Here is a 20,616-nt window from a genome sequence, read left to right as displayed (position 1 = left end):
CTGGCAGAGGCATCATGGCTGTCAGAAGCAGGGCGGCCAGTGCCACAAGCCTGATAACTGTCTGTGCCTTTGCTGTTATGACAGGAACGGCCATTAACATCAAACCCTGCATAGTCCCATGCAGCGCTGTTAGAGGTATTACTGGCACAGTCATCAGAGCACTCAGGCTCCCATGTACAGCCTTGCAACCTGGCTTCATGGCTACAGGCTGTGCCATGACCACGTGCTGCGCCATGGTCAAGGTTGGCGCCATGGTCACAGGCGGCAGCATTGTCAGTGATAACAGAGCCGGCCGGACCATGGAGCTCTGGCCCGCTCGGGCAGGCAGCGTGAGGCCATTGAGCTCTATCTGAAGCTGCCTGCGTTTCAGGGCGCATTTGACCGCAGTGCATGTCAGGGCAAGGCATGCTGCTGCCAGTGCCTGGGATGGCATCAGGGCCTGGCGGCTGCAAATACTCTGATGTGCAGTGATCATGAAAGTCCTGGCTGTCAGGTCCGGAGCCATAAGGGGCCTCAGGACCATAAGGCGTGTCATGGCCATAAGGGGTGTCAGGACCATAAGGAGTGCCAGAGCCATAAGGGATGTCAGGGCAGTCAGGGGAGTCAGGGGCATATGACATCTCCTGAGCATCTGAGGGCCCATGATTTTTGTGAGGGGGAAAAAGGCGGGAAAAACGCGACCAAAGGCTGTTCATAGCCTGCTCCTGGTATGCAGCTTACAGGGCGGCCATTAAAGCCGCCCGCTGCTGAAAATGTCTGTTTGAGTGCTGCTGCATGGTTACCTGTCTGCAGTGGAGGTCAGCCGCAATGGGCAGGTTCTCCACAGGCAGGGTCACAATATCCCCCTGAGGGACGTAATGACCTGTGCTTAAGGTAAGGACTCACTGCAGGGCAGCGTTACTGTTATCTCATACTGTTACCTTGCTCCCGGCACAGTTTGACAGGCCGGGAGTATGGCGATCCCGTGAGATTAAGGAGGGCATAATCTCAAAATATCCAGTTATGCTCCCCTTACATTTAATCCATGTTAAATGATGCAGCTGTCATGATGCAAGGGATATCTTTAAGAGATGCAACCCTGACTGAGCCATGGCTCACCGGCACGCTGCTGCCGCCCCAAAGGCCATATGTACCCAAAGGAAGACATGGACATGCTGGTCTTACGCCCTCCGTAAGGCAGGCACTGCCACAATGGCAGTGCCAGAACGCAGTCTGCTCCCGGCACGGGAGGATAGCATTGTGCAATTGCAGCTCAGGTTAATAAAGGACGAGCAGGAGCGGGACAGGAGAACAGCATTTCAAGGAGCAGCTGCAGGGCAGGCCGCACACTGTCGACGACAGCTGCAGGGATACTTAAAGTCAATTTGCCTCAGGATGCATGGCCAGCAGCCCTCCATGCTGCCATGACAGCGGCAGCCCTCCATTCTTCTATGACAGCTGCCCTCAAGGCATACTCGACAGCAGTCATGCCTGCATTACTGCCTTTAGCGCACAGTATGCCCCGGTCGCATGGACACGGTGTCACCAGGACTGCTGTTCTGTAAGATCAGGTAAGGCCTGCAGTTTATGTCTGGTGTGCACAGTATGCCCTCATGGTAAAAGGCCATACCATATGGGGTGGCACTGGTTTTATCAAACACTCTACAAAATATTATAGTAAGAGTCAGTGGTAAGGGGCGCTTGTCTTTGCTGCTGGAGCTTCAGGGCTGTTTCCCTGTGGCGGACGTGGGTCATGCTGCGGGCCATGAGGCATGGTTATTATGAGTAACCAGGGGGCTTATGAGGGAGCAGGAGGGATGAGAGCAATATGCACGCATCCCTTGCCCATAAATAATTCCTGGTGTGGGGTAAGCAGAGTTATCAGGACGGTGGTAACCAGAGTGATAGAGCGCTCAGGCCTGAAAAGCAAAAACCTGACTGAAAGCAAAACAGTATTTGCTCTCTGTCAGGTTTTAGTTGACTGCCTGTCCTGCCAGGGCCCTCTGGCTGTCAGGCAGGCCTGCGGGCCTGCTGGCCTGTGGCCTGGAGGCGGCTTAGTGCCGTGCCGTGGCGGGCCGGAGCCTCAGGCCTCGATGGCGTGTTCACCGTCGGCTTGTGTGGCCGGGGCGGGCGCCGCCGGCTCTGAGCTCGAGCCTGAAACCTGGGACAGGGCCGTGGCCGGGCTGTCGGTGGAGGGCAGGGCCTTGCCGCTTGCCAGAGCGGCGGCACGCTCTTCGTGGGCGGCCTTTTCGGCACGCGCCTGCAGCCAGGCGCGGTGCTGCTTTTCCATGCGGGCGGTCAGACGGGCAACACGCTCTTCATAATTACCAAGAGAGCGGGTAGCTGGCTTTGTGATCATTGGCAGTGGACTGGTGAAGTCAAAGAGGGCAATCTGGCCCTTCTTTAACTGCTTGACCTCGTATAAGGCGCAGTCGGCACTGTGGTAAATCTCAGCGTAGTTCTTGCCATGCTCAGGGGCAAAGGCAATACCTACTGAGCTTGATACCGGATATGGAATGGAGAGCTTGAGACACTCCTCCTGAATGATTTCATGGTACAGACAGGCAAGAGCTGAAGCCTGCTCCACAGTGACATTCTTGAGCATGACCATAAACTCGTCACCACCCATGCGTCCTACCAGATCACTGCTGCGGAAAGCATTTTTCAGGCACTCGGCAATCATCATGATGACTTCATCACCAAAGGCATGGCCATGAGTATCGTTGACCTTCTTGAAGTCGTCGATGTCGATCATCAGTACGGCATGATGCTCAAATGGATGCTCGAGCAGGGTCTGTGCTACCTGCTGCTCCATACTGCTCTTGTTGAGCAGCCTGGTCATAGGATCAAGCATGTTTTCATGATTGAGATCGGCAATTTTCATCTCATACTCATGAATGGAGTACAGTTTGCCAATGAGCATGGTATGGCCGGTACTCTGAGCGGTATAGCCGATTACGGAAAGCTCGTGCCACTGAAACTCTTCAACACCCTGAGGCTTCATTCTGAATTTGACCGTGCGTCGGGTATGACCGTCACGCAGGGAGCGGTCGGAGAAAATACCCTCAAAGAGATCACGGTCTTCAGGATGCATATAGTCCTGCTGACTCAGATAGTTGAGGAACTGAGGCTGAATGGACTCACGGGCCGGTACATAAATCTGATAATTGCCAAAGCGCTCGAGTACATCATCGTCCTGATCATATTCAAAAATCATTTCCTGACAGGCCTCGGCCAGCAGCTCGTTCTTGCGTATCCAGCGGGCCATTCGGTCGTTGAGCAGCTTCTGCTCGGTAATGTCGGTGATCATGCCCATGTACAGGCCCTTGTCTCCGGCAATACCAAGGAAGGCTGATTTGACCTCAAGCCAGATGTACTCACCTGTGCGGCCATGACGGATACGGTACTCAAGGCTGACGCTCTGACAGTTGTCACCGGTCTGAGAGAAAGTGCTGAAGTACTGCTCAACATCATCAGGGTGGAGGATCTTGCTGGCAAATTCAGCTCCCTCAAGGCCCATAAGGAAGGCCGGATCATAGCCTGTGATGTCATAAAAGCCCTTGTTGCCCCACAGCAGATGACGCTGACAGTCAGCACCAATGGCCTGGATATAAACACCACAGCCAATCAGGCTCATCAGCACATGTATGGAGTGCTCAAGGTTAAGCAGATTCTGACGCAGCTGATTTTCACTGTCGCTGCCACTGAGCTCCATCTCCGAGCCGGCCATGGCCTCACCGGGGACCTCAGCACCCACACCGGCCCCTGCGGCTGCTCCCGTGCCTGCGGCAATGGCACCGGCGGCACCTGGGGCACCTGAATCACCAGCCGCGCCGGCACCTGGGGCACCAGCTGCGGCTGCCCCTGAGTCATCAGCTGCGGCGGCACTGCCGGCGCGGGCGGCGGCGGCGTTAATGCTTCTCAGGCGGTCAAAGACGGCCTCGCCCATGCCCTCAAGGCTGCTGGAATGCAAGGAGCCAAAACCCTGGCTGTCAGGTACAGTGCCGCATGTGCCACCGCTGGTGCCGGCTCCGCCAGTAACACCGGCCGGGGCGTCAGCAGCTGCTGCAGTCGCACTCGCAGCCGCAGCGGCGGCATCGGCAGGGGTACCGGCTGCTGGTACGACCGGTGCAAAGCCAGGCTCGGAGCGCAGCAGTACATTCATCTGGGCACGGGTATGAGCACGGCTGCCAAAAATAGTCTCGGACAGAGCCGCCTGCGGGGCATCAGTACTGTTAAAGAGTGAAGAGCCATTGACATTGGCAGAGCCAATATGAGGACGGCTGTGGTCATCTGACCATGTATAGCGATCCAGTACAGCTCTGTTCTTTTCATGCTGAAGAATGTAGCGCTGGGCGTTGAGCTCTTCGGCACGGCTGTCAAACTCACTGGCCTGCTTCAGGGCGGCATCTTTTTCAAAGAGCTCATGAGCAAAACCGGCCGCATGAGCGCCACCCCCGGCTGCGGCCGGTACACCGGCCGCACCGGAGCCTGCCTGGCCTGATGAGCCTGAAGCTGCGCCGGCATCAGCGCCAGTATCAGCCCCGGCAGAGCCGGCAGCGCCGGTGGTGCCGGTTGTGCTGTCTTTGCGGGCATGTGGCGGTGCGGCAGCCTCCCAGATAGCTTTGGCAGCCATCAGGCGGCTCTGATAGCTGTCATCCCCTGTGTACGCAGGGACGTAGTCCGGGTGGTCATTCTGGCCAATGGTTCTTACCGCACCAGGTCTAAACTGACCCTGCATGTCATGGCTGTGACCTGACTGACCCACGCCTGCATCGCTGCCGGTACTGCCATCAGTGCCGCTACCGGCGGCGCCTGCGGTGGCACCGTTGGCGCCTGCGCCATGGGCCGGGGCGGCCTGGCTGCGGCTTTCATTGGCAGCGCCGTTTTTGAGCGCATCCATGGTCTGAGGGCTGCGGGCCGGTATGTTGAAACTGAAGGTGGAGCGGGCGGTGAGCTGCTCGGTAATCTTGATGGCCTGACTGAGCTGCAGATAGTGCAGGGCTGAAGCCAGCTGCTGACTCTCAGGATCAGGAATCAGTCCCTTATTGCTCTTATCAATACCGGCTCTTTCCTCACTGGAGAGCAGTCCCATAAAATCATGAGGCTCAAAGTCTATATTGGACACGCGGGTACGACGGCCGCCCAGCGGGCTCTGGTGACGCTCACTGCCATGAGCGCCAGTGCTGCCATTGCCGGCCGTGCCGCTGCTGCCATGCAGGCCACGGTCATGCCAGCCAGGCTGCTCTTGAACACCTGGCCAGGCGCTGTATTCTGACTGACGTACCACATGATCACGGGCGCGGGCGCTGACACGCAGCGGGGATACGCGTTTGTGCAGATGGGCACTGCGGCGGGCCATGGCAGCGCTGTGCACAGCCGCAGCTGCGGCAGCACCGGCCAGCTCTGAAAGAGTACCAGACACGCCATCATCTGCGCCTGTTGCAGCGCCGCCTGCAGTACCTGTGGCGCCAGAGCCGCCACCGGTGCCACCAGTGGCACCGTCGGCCTGACAGCGGTCGCTGGCGCGGCTCTCCCAGCCTGAGCTGCAGGATAAATCCTTGTCACAGGCACCACCTGCGGCAGCTACTGCTGCAGCAGCGTCACGGGCAGCTTCTGAAGCTGCTACTGTGCGTGAGGAGGCAGCTGCACCGCTTACGCAGGCTGCCTCACGGCTGCTGTGAGATTCAGGAGCGCAGTGAATGCCAATATTGCCACAGCGGCAGTGCTCAAGGCCGTCAGCATCACTGCCGGCAGTCGGGCGGGATGTCATACTGTCAGTAATACCGGCAGCACGTGATGACAGCGAGCAGGTAGAAATTCTGATGAACTCCTCAGGAGGCATCTGACTGATGACCTGAGCAATAGCAGGGGAGCTGTGGATAACAGTACCATGGGCATCAGTAAGGGCAGCCGCCTGAGTGCCGCCACCGGCAAGAGTACTGCCGGGCCAGGCCATGGCAGCGCTGCCGACAGCACTGGCAGCTCCGGATGCTGAGTGTGCAGATACGCCGACATTTCCGCCAGATTCAGAGCCCCTGGAGTTATCCTGAACATGAGCTTCATGAGGAATTCCGGTTACGGTCACAGCAGGATCCGATATGTGCAGCCGGGTATCGGAGCTGAGGGATGAAGTATTTTTAGGGGCAAAAGGAATGGTTTGCACGGCAGACCAGAGATCGTCGTCATCCGGGCGATCAGCCATGATTCTCTGACCACGGGAGCATGATGGCAGGCTTGAGCAGCTGTAGCATCTGTGCTGATAGCCGCTGCCAGTGCCGCTGTCCTCGTCGACGGCACAGCCACTGCCGTAATTGCCCATCTGACGGGCCCATTCGTAGGCCACCATGGCAGCCTGCTTGAGCTCGGCTATGGTGGTAGGAGGCAGGAAAGTCTTGGCAGAGAGATTGAGGGCATGAGTGTCAGCAGCACCATTGAGAATTTCTGAGGCCAGCAGATGATTGCGGCGCATGCAGTTGAGTACCGGGCTTACCTGGCCGTCGCCATAGAGGCACTCGTGCTGGCAGGTCTGAGCACCTACACAGAACCACTGGCTGAAAGAATCGCGCTTGAGCACAGGATCAAAGGAGGCATGGCCACTGTGGCAGCTGCCCCGCGCTCCGCCCTCACTGCCATCAGCATCATCAGAATCACCAGCACCACCAGCAGCACCTGCTGCCTCATCAGCCTTGCCGGCTGCGTCACCAGCAGCACCACCTGCGTTGCCTGTGCTGTCACTGCAGGTGGTGTCGCCGTAGCCATTGCGCTCGCCATTGCCATTGCCATGGCCTGCAGCTGTGCCGTCAGTGACATGCTCAGCTGCCGGGCATGAGGCGGACTGGCGCTGCTCTGATGAAGGGCAGACAACGGTAGTATCAGGGGAGGCGGCAGAGCCGTCCTGAGCTGTGCTGTGAAGCTTTTGCTCAGAGGCGGTCTGTTGCTGGCTTGGCTGATCCTTTGGTAACACGATCTTTATCCTGCAAAAATACTTGTGCAGTCTGGTTAACTGCACTTTGGCGCGGCCGGCATGGAACCTGGGCGCTCAGGCACAGGCTCCGGATAAGGCCCTGTGCCGGGGATAAGGCTTGAAACTGCTGCCCTGAGCACAGCCGGTTACGGGACAGCTGTGCTCAGGGCAGCATGTCCGTAAAGCGGTGATATCCAGGCAACGCAGTAACGGTAATATTCAAAAGCAGAGAGCAAAAAGTGAGTGGTTATGCAGGCGCGGGCTAAGACACGCAAAAAGTTCCTTTTGTAGGTCAGGTACAACGGTGATTTACGAAGTCGATATTCACATGTCAGTTTGGGCAGGGCTGGCCGCCTCTCAACAGATAAAGGCGTACAGTCACATTTGCAGCATCAGTGTCGTAACTTCAGTAAGCTTTGCAGTTTTACCGGCATGTGATCTGATGTCACCAGGGCATGTGAATGAAAGAATATCTGTCACCATACTGCAAGGCGGCAAGACAGCCTGAACCCTGCCAGTGCCACGGGCAGGCATCAGGCATGGGGCATGACAGATAAGGAAGTTTCAGTTGCGCAAGATAAACATCACTGTCTGTTCTCAGAGTTGTGAGTTTTGATGCAATGGCTGCAAAGAGTGCATGTGAGCTTTGCCTCTGAGGTATACGGCACTTGTTGCCCACTGCGCTCACGTGTGGAGTGGCTGAGTGCCAGACATCCGACCAATGAAAATGCGTGCACAGGGGACCATTTCACTATTTATGTCTAACCATGATTTTAGATGATCCTGGTCGAAAAAATACCTGTCTTTTTTCAGCATAGTCCGATCTTGTGACGGTCGATACAAAATCATTTACCAGAGGATGAAACCTGGTGCACAAGATCGCTTCATAACAGGCTTAACAGCGCATAAAAAGACAGATATATTCTATCAGCATTCATATCTATAAAACAGCTTGCAAACTGCATCCGATTGGGCTTTGTTGCCGCATAAAATGCATTTGGTGACACAGTGCACACATTGATGAAAAAGCATATATGGTTACAGATAGCACCACACGTTGCCACCCAGACCCGGAACTTAAGAAAATATATGTAAACTCTTAAATAAAGACATACTTTCAGGCATAACCCATGGCTATGCCGACGGCCCTCGCAGTGGCCAAAATTATTGTCCTGAAATCAAGCATGTGTAAACTTCACTTTAAGCCGGACAAAGCATCAGAAAAAACACGCAGGAACCAGCCACCCCTCCGCCACCGGCACCACAGGCACCATGCTCCCCAGCCCCAGGAGGAACTTGCCACAAGGCAAAAATTTATGCAAACGTTGTCATACAGACAGGTTGCGGTAAGCAGGCTGTGAACAGCAATAACAGAACCTCAATTACTGCAAACAGACAGCAAAAGCCATAGTGTACAGTATCCTCCCGCTGCAGACCGCAGCAGGCAAGGCTGCCAGGAAAGTACCCTGGCTCAGTCTCAACTGCCTGCAGCAGCCTGCACTAAAGAGCAAGTGCCAGCTGCCGCCTGTCACACCCTGCAGTACGCTTTTGCATGCAGCAACATTGACGAAACACTATGGCTTACTGACTTGCAGGCAGGAGGGCTGGCAGGAAGGAAAGCAGGCAGGCAGGGTGGCTGGTAGACAGTGCTGTTTTATCTTGAGCAATAGAGGTCGTCAGCAAGTTTTTACGGCTACTTTAAGCCTGTAGCCCGTCATGCTGACAAGAACTGCACTTGCAGGGCAGTGAGAGAGTCCGTGGTTACTGAGTATAGAGGCCCTGAACAGCTGGGACAGTATGACCATGAGGCTGCCTATATTTGCAATGCACTTGCAGCTGATTTGCTGAGTCAGAGCCTTGCAGTTTGGCGTGTTGTGCTGTTGCAGTGTTGCACTGTTGCAGTGTTGCACTGTTGAGTCCGCTGCAAGGGCTCTGTCGCGCTGTTGAATCGGCTGCAAAGCCTCTGTCGCGTGGTCACGCTTCCTAATATGGTGCAGGGGCGTGCTTAATGGCTGCTGCATGAACCGGTCAGCTGTGCCCATGTGTTGCTTGAGGCATGACTGACGTACTGGTGATGTATGGGGATTGGGGCTGGTAATGATGGGCTGGAGGGCTTTGGGCAGGGGCGTTGACCAGATACGACGGTGCGGAAAACATAACAGGGAAAAACTGATTTAGTTATGCCAATATGAGGGTGACAGTGTGATGTGACTTCATTTTGCTGCGTGCTAAGTGAAAATTTTTTTATAAATTGTTTGCACGATGATACCGGGAACAAATACGATAAATATCAGCTTTGTGAGCAATTATGTGAGTTGACGATGTTATGAAAGTGCTAATTTTTGCCTGTTTTTGGTCTGATTTTGTAAAAAAGTCATAAACAGGGCTTTGAATAATATGGTAAATGAGCCAAAATATGTATCGAGTTGATTGGTCAACTTGATCAACTCCAAAAAAGTACAAGGATATAGTGGCGGTGTCGCTGAGCGGCACCGGCACTTCTTAAGTTAAATGTTCCTTGACTTAATCAAATCAACACGAGTTTCTGTTTCCTGCAGTATGGTATGAAGCTGCCGGATCTAATATGATTTGCCACTGTCATCAGCCTCGCTGTTGCAGACATGACAATCAGACTACACCTGTGGTGTCGTAAGGAAGTATGGCTGTGACATCCCACAGTCGTTGAGTCTGCTGCTCGATTGACAGTAACGGGCTCAGGAGAGTCTGCCCCGGTGCGCATGCACTGACAAGGCTGCTCATGTCCGCATTGCGGCTTAATGCAGCCTCAGACTGCCGTGCCGGATAACCGGTAGTTTGCAGGGCTCGTCAGTATGCACTGAGTGCCCTGGTAAACGGTAAGCAAACAATACATCAGCTTTTTATCCATTATAATCACACACCTCTACGCGCCTTTTTGTGCAAACGTTTGCCTGACGTAAGGTCCGGAGAGTGGCCCGATTTTTTCAGCATGACCGCAAAACTGTACAGTTGTAACGGTCATGCTCAATGGCCCTGCACTTACCCAAGTGTGGGGCTTTTTTGTTTTTACAGCACGCCCGTCAGCCCCCGGCCTTGTCCCTGCTGGCCATGGCATGACAGGGCCATGGTCGGGCCGGACATGGCCGGCGGCAGCGCAGCTGTTGGCGGTCAGGCGCCGGTCCGGGAGGCAAGCCAGGTGGCGAAGAGCTGCTCTTCGCTTGCCTGCTGCTGGACGCTCAGGCGGCGGGAAGTATAGTAGTCCTCACGCAGGGCCGGGCTTAAATCAAGGTCGGTAAAGGCCTCTTTTACCAAAGCAAGGGCTGGGATCAGCTGGCTCACGCTGAGCTCTGAGGTAAAGGTCAGGTGTTCAGGGAAGCGGCAGGCAAGCGCCATCATCATGGCAGCCGCCATGATGCGGGCTTCGTGTTTATTGCCATAGTGCTTGACCATGTGAATTTTGCTTTTGATTTCGGCATGGTCAGGAACAAAGAAATTGCCATCGGTAAAACTGAAGTCTATGGCTCGTTCGCCTGCGCGCATAAAGCGCACTGACAGCTCGCGGGCATAGTCCTGCCACTGAGCCCCCATTGGAATAGCCAGCAGCAGTTTCCAGCCCGGGGCAATGGCCTTAAAGGCAAAGTCTTCGTGAAATTCGTTGATATAGACAGTAAGTGCAGCCATATCGAGGGCAGCGCGCTCATAGTCGGCGCCGCTTAAAAAGCCATGCAGGCTCTGTATGGTCGGCAGAAATTTTTCTTCAATGACGTCATAACAGTCAAAGCTGTCATCAGCGGCGTTAATAAGCAGCTTGAGGCTGATGTCAAACCCATGCTGCGCCAGCAGCTGCTGGCAGGCTGAAAAGTTCAGATCGTAGAGTTCTTCGACCTTGACCCTGGAGTCCTCAGTTTTTTCCTTGGGCTCAATGAACTTTTCATGACGGCAGAAAATACCCTGAGCATTGAGCTTTTCAAAAGCTGAGGCAAAGGACTGATGGTCCATGCCAAGATGCAGGGCTATCTGATGATTATGTCTTTTAGGACAGAAGGTGGGCTCTTTGGCGCGGCTCATCCAGAACAGCAGAGCTGACATGACCAGGGGAATATCACTGCCCAGATCCCTGAGGCAGTTGAGCTGAGGATAAAAAGGTATGCGTACCAGTCCCTGTTTGGCCATGATTTGTCCTTGACTGTTGGGGGTGAAAAGAAAGCAGCGCCTGACCAGCCGACCGGCAGGGCCTGCCTTGTCGGCCCTGCCGGCGGCTGTGGGCTGCGTGGCCGGGATATGATACCAGCAAAGCCCGGGCTGACGTAATGGCCTTGGGGCGGTAAGAACCGGCTGATGGGGCGCGATTTTACAGTGGCCTGAAAATGACACAGCCACCTCACAGCTCCCGGTGAGAGCTGTGAGGTGGCTGGGGAGCAGGGCAGGCGTAAGCCTGCCCTGCCTGTGCCCGTCAGGTGCTGTGGTCCTGGCGGTTCTGCTCTGGTGATATTAGAGCTTGTGGCCCATTTCGTAGGCTGAGTCGTGAACGTCGGTCACGGCACGGCCAGATGGGTCAGCCATGTTCTTGAACTTCTCGTCCCATGCAATGGCGGTCTCGGTGGAGCAGGCTACGGACTTGCCGTAAGGAACAGTCTTAACAGCAGATGGCAGCTTGAAGAGCTCCTCGAAGATCTCACGGTACAGGTAGGCTTCCTTGGTAAGTGGAGTGTTGACAGGGAAGCGGTCAGCAGCCTGAGCAAACTTGCGATCGGAGACGTTCTTCTCAGCGTGATCACGTAAGGCATCAATCCAGGAGTAGCCTACGCCATCGGAGAACTGCTCCTTCTGACGCCACAGTACTTCCTCTGGGAGCATGCCCTCAAAGGCCTCACGCAGAACCTTCTTCTCAATGGTCTTGCCAGGGCACATCTTGTCCTGTGGGTTCAGACGCATGGCCACATCCAGGAACTTCTTGTCCAGGAATGGAACACGGCCCTCAACACCCCATGACATCAGGGACTTGTTGGCGCGCAGGCAGTCATATAAGTGCAGCTGGGAGAGCTTGCGTACCAGCTCCTCGTGGAACTCCTTGGCATCAGGTGCCTTGTGGAAGTAGAGGTAGCCGCCGAAGATCTCGTCAGAGCCTTCGCCTGACAGTACCATCTTGATACCCATGGCCTTGATGTAACGGGCCATCAGGTACATAGGGGTAGAGGCACGGATGGTGGTTACGTCATAGGTCTCGATGTGGTAGATAACATCACGCAGGGCATCGATACCCTCTTCGATGGTGTAGTTGATTTCGTGGTGCACAGTGCCCAGGTAATCAGCAACAACACGGGCCTTCTTGAGGTCCGGAGCATCCTTTAAGCCAATGGCAAAGGAGTGCAGACGTGGGTACCAGGCCTCGCTCTTGCCACCGTCTTCAACACGGCGCTCAGAGAAGAGCTTGGCAATGGCGGAGATAACTGAGGAGTCAAGACCGCCGGAGAGCAGAACGCCGTAAGGAACGTCGCACATCAGCTGGCGCTTGACGCTGTCCATTAAGGCTTCCTTGAGATCGGCAATGGAGGTGGTGTTGTCCTTGACATTGTCGTACTCCATCCAGTCACGCTTGTAGTAAGGATGGAACTCAAGATCCTGCTTTGAGTACAGGTAGTGGCCTGGTGGGAATTCCTTGACGGTATCACATACAGGGGTCAGGGCCTTCATCTCGGAGGCTACATAGAAGTGACCATGCTTGTCAGAGCCGATATAGCATGGGACGATACCCATGTGGTCACGGGCGATGAAGTAGGTGTTGTCCTGGGCGTCATAAATGGCAAAGGCAAAGTCGCCTACCAGACGGTCGAGGAATACCTCACCGGTGCGCTTGAACTCCTGGTACAGAGGGAGCAGCACTTCACAGTCAGAACCGGTCTTGAAATTGTAAGGCTCTTTGAGCTCGCTCTTGAGCTGCACGTGATTGTAGATCTCACCATTGGCAGCCAGGACCTGGGTCTTGTCATCATTGTAAAGAGGCTGAGCACCATTGCCAGGATCGACAATGGATAAACGCTCGTGCACGATAATAGCGTGCTCGCCCTGATAAATACCTTCCCAGTCAGGACCACGGTGTAACTGCAGCCTGGAGCATTCCAGAGCCTGGTTACGCAGGGACTGTGGGTTCTCTTTAATATCGAAGATGCCAAAAATAGAACACATGAGTAAACTTACATTCCAAGTTGATGTGAGCTTTTCTCGGGCGGCAGCGGCCAGAACATGGGAACTGGCAGCTGCACAGCCTTTGCTGACTGCACCGCCATGTCCGGGCAACAGCCCGTCAGGGCAGCCCGGCCTGCAGCATGCCCAATGCCATAAGGCAGAGCATGTGTGAGTCGAGCCTGCCGGCCGTTGCGGACCGGCTCAGCCTCCATAAAAACCCTTTCAGGCTGGAAGCTGTCTGTTGCAGTTTGTGTCGACGCGCACGTCCTGAGCTGTACAAAGCTGAAAAAGTATTCAGCCTGTAGCCCAGCCTGTAAGGAAAGCTCCTCCCGGGCCGGACAGCTCAGCCCCATCAGGGGCTGCGAAAAACTCAATGCCACCTGTAAGGCAGCATGCTGGGAAGATCATCCGAAAGTCTGTGCGTTATCTGCTGCCCGGTAAGGCGCTGCAGAGACGCTGACATGTTTTCCGGATATTGAGTCGGTCAGCAGCTGCTGACCGGTACCTGGGCAGCCACACAAGGTGGCAGCCAGGTACCATGGCAGGGCTCAGTGCCGCCCCTGACCCCGGTCAGAGTTCAGAGCGGCTCTGAGTCTGCCAGACGCGGCCAAAACCGGTCTGAAAGAAATCTGGAGAAATCTCAAAGAGGGCTGAAAGCACTATGACAGAAATCGAGAGAAATCTGAAATTGGCCTGAAAGCACTCTGACAGAACTCTCAAATAAATCGGGTGCATTACAAACCTGGCTGTTCATATGTGCTGTTTGCATATTTCACATATATAGTGCCCGGCAAACATTGCGTTCCTGTGTCTGGAGCAACCTCTGGACACCAGTCCTGTCAGACCAGTATGGTCCTTCAGGCCCTGAACAGCTGATGCGACAGCCATTTATGCACGAAAGCAATTGTAGCTTATCTTATTACAGGCGGCTAATTAAGCGGCTTGTAACGCTTGCACCAAAATAGCACAGTATCCTGGCAGCGCCTGACGAAAAATCCGCCCCGTTACAAAAGATACCGTTGCAGCCCTGAAAAATACCACAAAGAGCATATCTGAAACTCATCTGGCCAGGGCACTCCAAAACTGCCATTTTTCGCGCTCAGCGCACAGCACAGGCAAGTTTAAGCCATTTTGTCGTGGATCTTTTTAGCGCAGCCACCATGACTGGTAACGTTTGCACCGCCGTGAATGCACCGAAATAAGACGCAGCCATCAACAAAAAAGCGCCCCAAAGGCGCCATTGCCATCCACCAGTCCTCACAACAAACAGCAGCCCCAGCCTTAACTCCCTGCCTGCCAGGCGCTGCCACCTGTTTGCCCAGCTCCTGCCCGGTCAGCTCCTGTATGAGCACTGGATATACGAGCTCAGTCTGTACTGGACATGAGGGCTAACCATTATATGGTGTGTGCCGGAGGATCCCTGCAGCCTGGGCTATGGCTGGCTTAACGGCTACTGTCCTGAGCTGAGGCCCTCAAAGCCACAGGAGGGCTAACCATTATATGGTGTGTGCCGGAGGATCCCTGCAGCCTGGGCTATGGCTGGCTTAATGGCTACTGTCCTGGGCTGAGGCGCTCAAAGCCACAGGAGGGCCGAATAGAGCCTGGCTGTGAGCATGTGTGGCCTGCCTTTCATGGCGTGCTGTTAATAGCGGCCGAGAGTGCGCAGGTAGTTGACCAGCTCGGCCGTGGATTCTTCAATCTGGTCCACTATACGGCGGGTCTCTTCATGACGCTCATCCTCATAGTGTTCCATGGTGTCCAGCAGGTCACGCAGTTCGCCCAGGGAGTTATCAACCTGCATCACAATGCCCTTGATGGCCTTGACTCTGACCTCAAGAATGTCAGCGTCGACCTCATCGGACTTGTCGCGGGCTTCGATCATACGGGACAGGGTGTCATTGAGCCTGTTGAGGCCTTCAATGATCTGATCGCGATTTTGTGGGTACATGCTCACTCTCCGCCAATAACAAAACAATGTGCACGCCCGGCATACGGCTTACCATAATGTGGCTCCGGGACAAGAAGCCACCTGGTTCCTTCGGCCCGAAGACAATATGTTCAATCACACCGAAGCCACCGGCTTCCATCGGCCCGGAGTCTGACGGATACATCAGTCCGGTCACTATGGATAATCAGAAAGGGAGCTTTTGGCTCCCAGGACCAGTGTTCAATAAAGCCGCTGCCTGAACGGCCCGGCCGTGCCGTGCCGCGTGCTGCCTTATTCTAAACACATATGGCAATACTGCATAGAGCCTGATAGCGGCAATGTGACGGACAAAGCAGCCCGGCACGCTCATAAGGCACGCAAATGCCCATCATAAAAGGCCTGCATAGAGGAAAAGGACAGACTGCCTTTTTCCTGCGGCAGTGGCAGCAGTAAACTGGCCCTGTAAGCTGCACCATTGACTGTCCCTGGCTTGACGCCAGGCATACGCAAGGGCGCCATAGGGCGCAGCATGCTGAGACAAGCAGAGACAGGCTTGCAGCCTTCGTAAGCATGTCCATCACAAGCCCTGTAAAGTCAGCCACAGTCCAGACTCTCTACAGGTCAAGGTCGGCCCGGTCTCAACAGGCCTGGACGTTACAGCCACTGCTTTTGGCGGGGCTGCAGACAGCAAAGGCACTGTCCGCAGGGCAGTGCCTTTGCTTATTAGTTCTGCTGGCCGCGCGCAGCACGGCAGCGCTGCGCTGGATCCTCTGGGACCATAGCCCGTCAGTCGCGTATTCTGATATCCTGGTCCACTCGTGACGGGACTGGGGTATCGGTAGCTGCGGTGGCGCTCTTTACGTGAATGTTCTTAGCCTGAGGGATAGTGCTCGGGTTCTGGCCAAAGTAGGACTTAAAGGTGCGGGAGAAGTGGGAGTAGTTGTTAAATCCGGCTTCCACGGCAGCACGATAGGGGTCCATTCCTACTGAAATCAGATAGCGGGCACGGGTCAGACGCTTTTTGACAATAAACTGATGCAGGGACAGACCGGTAAGCTCCTTAAAGCGACGGGTCAGGTAGAACTTGCTCAGATTAAAGCGCTGGGAAATCTCATCCAGACTGAGGTTTTCATTGATATTAAGATTGATGAACTTAAGCAAGGCCGACAGCTTGAGACTCTCTGAAAGCTTGAGATTAAGATGCATTTCATCATCGTCTCCAGGTATCTCAAAATCTGCAGTCTCGCCATCGCCAACTACAGGAGCAGGGGTAAGTCCCTCTCCCTGCATAATCAGAGTCTGGAAGTCATGCCCATTACGCTCACGCCCACTGTCCTTATCGGCACCAGCTGCTGATACAGAGCCATCCGTAGCGTAACTGTCAGAACGCCTGCGTCCGCCGGAGCTGCCGCTCTCCTGCGCAGGTTTTGCTGACGCAGCTACAGCCGCAGCAGCTGCAGCAGCTGCATTAATGGCCTCCTCATCACCGGCAGTTACAGAGGCTCCCGGAGAGGTTTCAGCCCCCATGGCGGCCGCCATGGCAGCCATATCAGTGTGTCCTGGTCGGCCAGTACCGGCAGCGCCTGGTTTACCAGCGCCGTGGGCGCCAGCAGCGCCAGCTCCTGGTACAGGGGAGCGGCTGCGTCCTCTGGTCTTAAGACGAGAATTGGCAGCGGCCAGCGAGGATGCACTGTCTACTCCAGTGATGCTGCCATCGTCACTGGTGACCTGAGAGGACATGGCAGCACGGGCAGCAGCGGCACCAGGGCAGTTGCTGATAACGTTCTTTCCCTGAGAGCATCCTGGCAGAGGACCGGCTCTTGAGCCGGCCTGCAGGGATTCAAGAGCCGCAATTTCATCTGCATCCCCTGGGTTACCAGCACCGTCAGATACCAGAGGCACATCAAGCTCAGGATCAGGATCAAAGAAGGAAACATCCTCAGCTGATGCTCCCTCCCTGAAAGACGGCGCAAAGGACACCAGAGATGAACCTGTATACAGGGTTGAAAGCAGGGCTTCGTTAAGCCCCCCGCTCTGGGCAAAGCAAGGCCTCTGGCTGCACAGGGACGAGTTAAAGCCAAAAGGTGTAACACTTTCATTTCTGCCTGAACCTGCAATGCTGTCAGGCAGAATTTCTCGGCCCTGGTCAAAGACATGCTCAATGCCGTCACTGGTATTGCCGGTGGCATACTGCAGAGGCATACCATTGAGATAACCTACCTGCTCCGGGTGCAGATGATGCTGAGCATTAACCACAGCCAGCATGTCATCCATTGACTGGATGGCCATAAAGTCAGGACGTGGCGGCTCACTGCCCTCGTGATGCTCAAGCTCAGCAGCCACAGCACCACGAGCTGCAGCCTGCCTTGCTGGCCCGGATGCGCCGGCGGTACCGCCGCCAGCGATATCGCCTCCTGGCTGCCCGTCGCCTGGCTGCCCGCCTGAGGCACGAGCTGACTCAGCATCTGCTCCGGAAGCTGCATTTCCGGCCACGAACCCATCTGTGGCATTACTGCCCGCTGCAGCACTTGCAGCAGCTGAGCAGGTCCCTGCGCGGTTCTCACTGTTCATGCCTGATCCTATATTGGTCAGATGAACACCTACAGATGAGATGGAACTGTAGCCGTAATTGCCCACGTCAGAGCCTGGCTCCATACCGGTGCCGTAGCCCTCAGTGCCACTGGTAAGCACAGTTGAGGTGCTGCAGTTGGTGTTGGAAAGATCTGGACGGGTAGAAAGAGTAGTGCGCAGCGGGCTGCCATCGGGCATCACAAGACCTGTGCTGCCAGCCTGCATGCCCTGCAGGCTGCCGCCTGACACTGAGCTGTCAGCTACGGCTGCCTTGAGGTTAATAGCCTCCTGCAGCGCCTGGGCGCTGTGGGTAATAGGAGGCATATTGCTGTAGCGCGGCTGATTGTACATGCCAGCAAAGGCATCATTATCAAGACTTGATGAGACTGTGCTGACATGCGAGGAGGTGGCGCTGATAACAGGGATTTCCTGGGCGCTGTGCTGGCGGTGCACAATCTGATTGAGCTTGGTCAGGATAATGGCAAAGTAGCTCTCGGAGAGCACTTCATCAGATGGGGTCTTGGACCAGAAGCTTTCAAAGAGACAGGAGAGGTCCTGCTGAAGCTCGGAGAAAGTGGTATCGTCCAGATGGATGATGTTGTTATTGTCCGAATTGAGTTGCAGGAAACAGTACTGAGGATCGAGCTTGGGGAAACGGCGGGCAAGACGCTGCATGTACTTTGGGTGGATCCACAGAGCGTAGCGCTCATAGCCTTTGGTGTGGTAGATAAGGCCGTGATGGAACTGCAGCTCGTCAATGAGAATGACATCGCCGTGAGAGAGGTGATAAGGACGTCCCTCTACCTCATAGAAGAAGTCGCCCTCGACCACAAAAATAATTTCGTAGAAGGCATGATGATGCGGGCAAATGGCTACGTCTTCGCTCGGATTGGTATCAAGGTGCTTATAGCATTCAAAACGATTGTTCTGCATCAGCTCGCGGTAGCGTCTGCTGGTAAAAGCTGCCTTGTTAGCTCTGCGCATCTGTTTTGCCTCCCTGTTAATCCTGCATGCATCAGGGGCACAGCATAACTGCAATGCCATGCCATACCGTGCCGTGCCATTCCATGCCGTGCCATGCCGACCTGAGCCCGCCCGTCAGCTGCCATGTCTGTAAGCTGCGCTGCCTGTAATTACAGGGCGCGCCAGCCTGGCAGCACCAAAGTGCTGCCGCCGTAGACGCGTGCCACTCCCGGACAATATGCCTTAACTTTCAGTCATTCCCCGCCCGGTCCAAAATTGCTGCCCTGCTCATGCCGGCCAGACCTGAACAGCCAACAAAACACTCCTGATCAGTATTGTACCGTCACAGTGCGCCCACAAGACTCAGCCACAGTACTCGCGCCAGAGTCAGCTGCAGCACGCGCGCCAGAGTCAGCTGCAGCACGCGCACCAGAATCAGGTGCAGCATGCGCACCAGACTCAGCTGCCAACCCCGGTCAGACAGATCAGGGGAAATACCTTTGCCATAGCTGATGTCTGGCTTTCAGGCACACCGCTGTCACTGTCAATGTGCAGGACCGGCCCATAAGCGGGCTTTGGCCAGACATATGGCTGTGCTGGTACTGAAGAGTTTGACATGTAGGACTGACAGTCAGGAAAAGACGGGCTATACCGGACAGTTAAGGCAAATCCGGTGTTACTGGCTTACTGTGTGTATATTTGCTGCTGCATACCAGCAAACACAGAGGAATACTGGTGTTCAGCGGGCAGGCTACTGTGATGTAGTGTCTTAGTTCGTGGCCCCGCTTTCATGCAGCCTGAGATACAGGGCAGCATGGCTTAATCCCTCACGCATAAAGAACAGCGCTGCTGTAGGCCCTGGTCAGCTGTGGATCAGGTCTGAAACAGCTCATGGTACAGTGCAAACAATCATTGCTGGTACCTGTATAAAGCCCGTGCGCATGGGCCGGGTCGCAGGAAAACTGATAAATTATACTAACACGGTACGGGACTTTGTGCTATCAGTAGTATTTATTTTGTCCCAGTCCATGTTCCGCCGTCCAGAAAAAAAACAAAGCCCCCGACCATAAGGTCAGGGGCTTTGCGTGGCAGCTCAGCTTAGTGCCGAGCTCGGATTAGCTGTAAGGCTCAGATTAGCCCAGCAGGGACAGACCCAGCTGTGGGCGGGTATTGGCCTGCATCAGCATGGAAGTGGCAGCCTGCTGAATGATGGATTGCTGAGACAGATTGGCGGACTCTTCGGCGAAGTCTGCGTCGCGAATACGTGAACGGGCATCAGACTGGTTGGCAGAAACGTTAGCCTGGTTGCGGATTGAGCTCTCAAGTCGGTTCTGGATTGCACCTAGTCCAGCACGCTGGCTGTCAACAAGAGCAATCATCTTGTCCATACCTGAAATAGCATCATCAATCTTTGCTGCATCGCTGAATGTAATTACGGCATTATCCTTGGAGTAGAAGTTCTTCAGAGCAGTATCAGCAATACCGCCACCCAGTGCAATCTGGGAGAACTTCATGGACTGAACCTGGAAAGAGATTGTGTCGCCGTTGTTAGCGCCTACCTGAAGGATAAGCTCACCTACAGAGGCACCGGTCTGACCGCCTGCAAGCTTGGTCAGTAAGCCGCCGGCGCCGTCGAGAACGGTTGCACCACCGAAAGTTGTGTCCTTGGCGATACGGGTAATTTCCTGAGCCAGAGAGGTTGCCTCTTTGGCAAGAGCCTTACGGTCGTCCAGGGTGTTGGTGCCGTTCTTGGCCTGTACAGCCAGAGTACGGATCTTCTGGAGCATGCCGGACATTTCGTCCATAGCACCTTCAATAGTCTGAGCAACAGCAATACCATCGGCGCTGTTACGGTTACCCTGGTTGAGGCCATTAATCTGGGTGGTTAAACGGCTGGAGATCTGCAGGCCGGCAGCATCGTCCTTGGCAGAATTAATTCTCAGACCTGAAGAGAGTCTCTGGTATGTGGTAGTGAGCTGATTCTGTACGTTGTTGAGGTATCTGCGGCCGTTGAGGCTGGAAACATTGGTATTGACGTAAACTG

The 20,616-nt window shown here is 55.0% G+C and carries 7 protein-coding genes; all 7 read right to left on the bottom strand.

The window, feature by feature from the left end; translation table 11 throughout:
- Positions 1 to 2,062 precede the first annotated feature (2,062 nt).
- Positions 2,063 to 6,946, bottom strand: coding sequence for a diguanylate cyclase (locus tag MXE39_RS04790; RefSeq protein ID WP_246978371.1), 4,884 nt, complete (start codon positions 6,944 to 6,946; stop codon positions 2,063 to 2,065).
- 3,147 nt (positions 6,947 to 10,093) lie between these two features.
- Positions 10,094 to 11,098 carry a hypothetical protein gene (locus tag MXE39_RS04785; RefSeq protein ID WP_246978369.1) on the bottom strand — a complete coding sequence of 335 codons (1,005 nt, stop codon included), beginning with the start codon at positions 11,096 to 11,098 and terminating at the stop codon, positions 10,094 to 10,096.
- A 318-nt stretch (positions 11,099 to 11,416) separates the two neighbouring features.
- Positions 11,417 to 13,111 (bottom strand): asparagine synthase B, encoded by a 1,695-nt coding sequence (gene asnB / locus MXE39_RS04780; protein ID WP_246978367.1) that lies wholly within the window; start codon positions 13,109 to 13,111, stop codon positions 11,417 to 11,419.
- 570 nt (positions 13,112 to 13,681) lie between these two features.
- Entirely contained in the window at positions 13,682 to 13,831 is a 150-nt protein-coding gene (locus MXE39_RS04775; RefSeq protein ID WP_247073822.1) for a hypothetical protein, read from the bottom strand.
- Positions 13,832 to 14,753: 922 nt separating this feature from the next.
- Positions 14,754 to 15,059 (bottom strand): hypothetical protein, encoded by a 306-nt coding sequence (locus MXE39_RS04770; RefSeq protein WP_246978365.1) that lies wholly within the window; start codon positions 15,057 to 15,059, stop codon positions 14,754 to 14,756.
- 765 nt (positions 15,060 to 15,824) lie between these two features.
- Positions 15,825 to 18,593: an AraC family transcriptional regulator gene (locus MXE39_RS04765; RefSeq protein WP_246978364.1), complete on the bottom strand. Its 2,769-nt coding sequence runs from the start codon at positions 18,591 to 18,593 to the stop codon at positions 15,825 to 15,827.
- 1,112 nt (positions 18,594 to 19,705) lie between these two features.
- Positions 19,706 to 20,616: flagellin (locus MXE39_RS04760; RefSeq protein WP_246978362.1), on the bottom strand; the 911-nt coding region annotated here is incomplete at its 5' end.

The organism is Anaerobiospirillum sp. NML120511 (genome assembly GCF_023050955.1).
In the GTDB taxonomy this organism is placed as follows: domain Bacteria; phylum Pseudomonadota; class Gammaproteobacteria; order Enterobacterales; family Succinivibrionaceae; genus Anaerobiospirillum.
This window is presented reverse-complemented; position numbering and strand designations above follow the sequence as displayed.

Coding starts and splice junctions, on each gene's coding strand:
- MXE39_RS04765 (WP_246978364.1), bottom strand. CDS start 18,593: ATGCGCAGAGCTAACAAGGCAGCTTTTACCAGCAGACGCTACCGCGAG.
- MXE39_RS04785 (WP_246978369.1), bottom strand. CDS start 11,098: ATGGCCAAACAGGGACTGGTACGCATACCTTTTTATCCTCAGCTCAAC.
- MXE39_RS04770 (WP_246978365.1), bottom strand. CDS start 15,059: ATGTACCCACAAAATCGCGATCAGATCATTGAAGGCCTCAACAGGCTC.
- asnB (WP_246978367.1), bottom strand. CDS start 13,111: ATGTGTTCTATTTTTGGCATCTTCGATATTAAAGAGAACCCACAGTCC.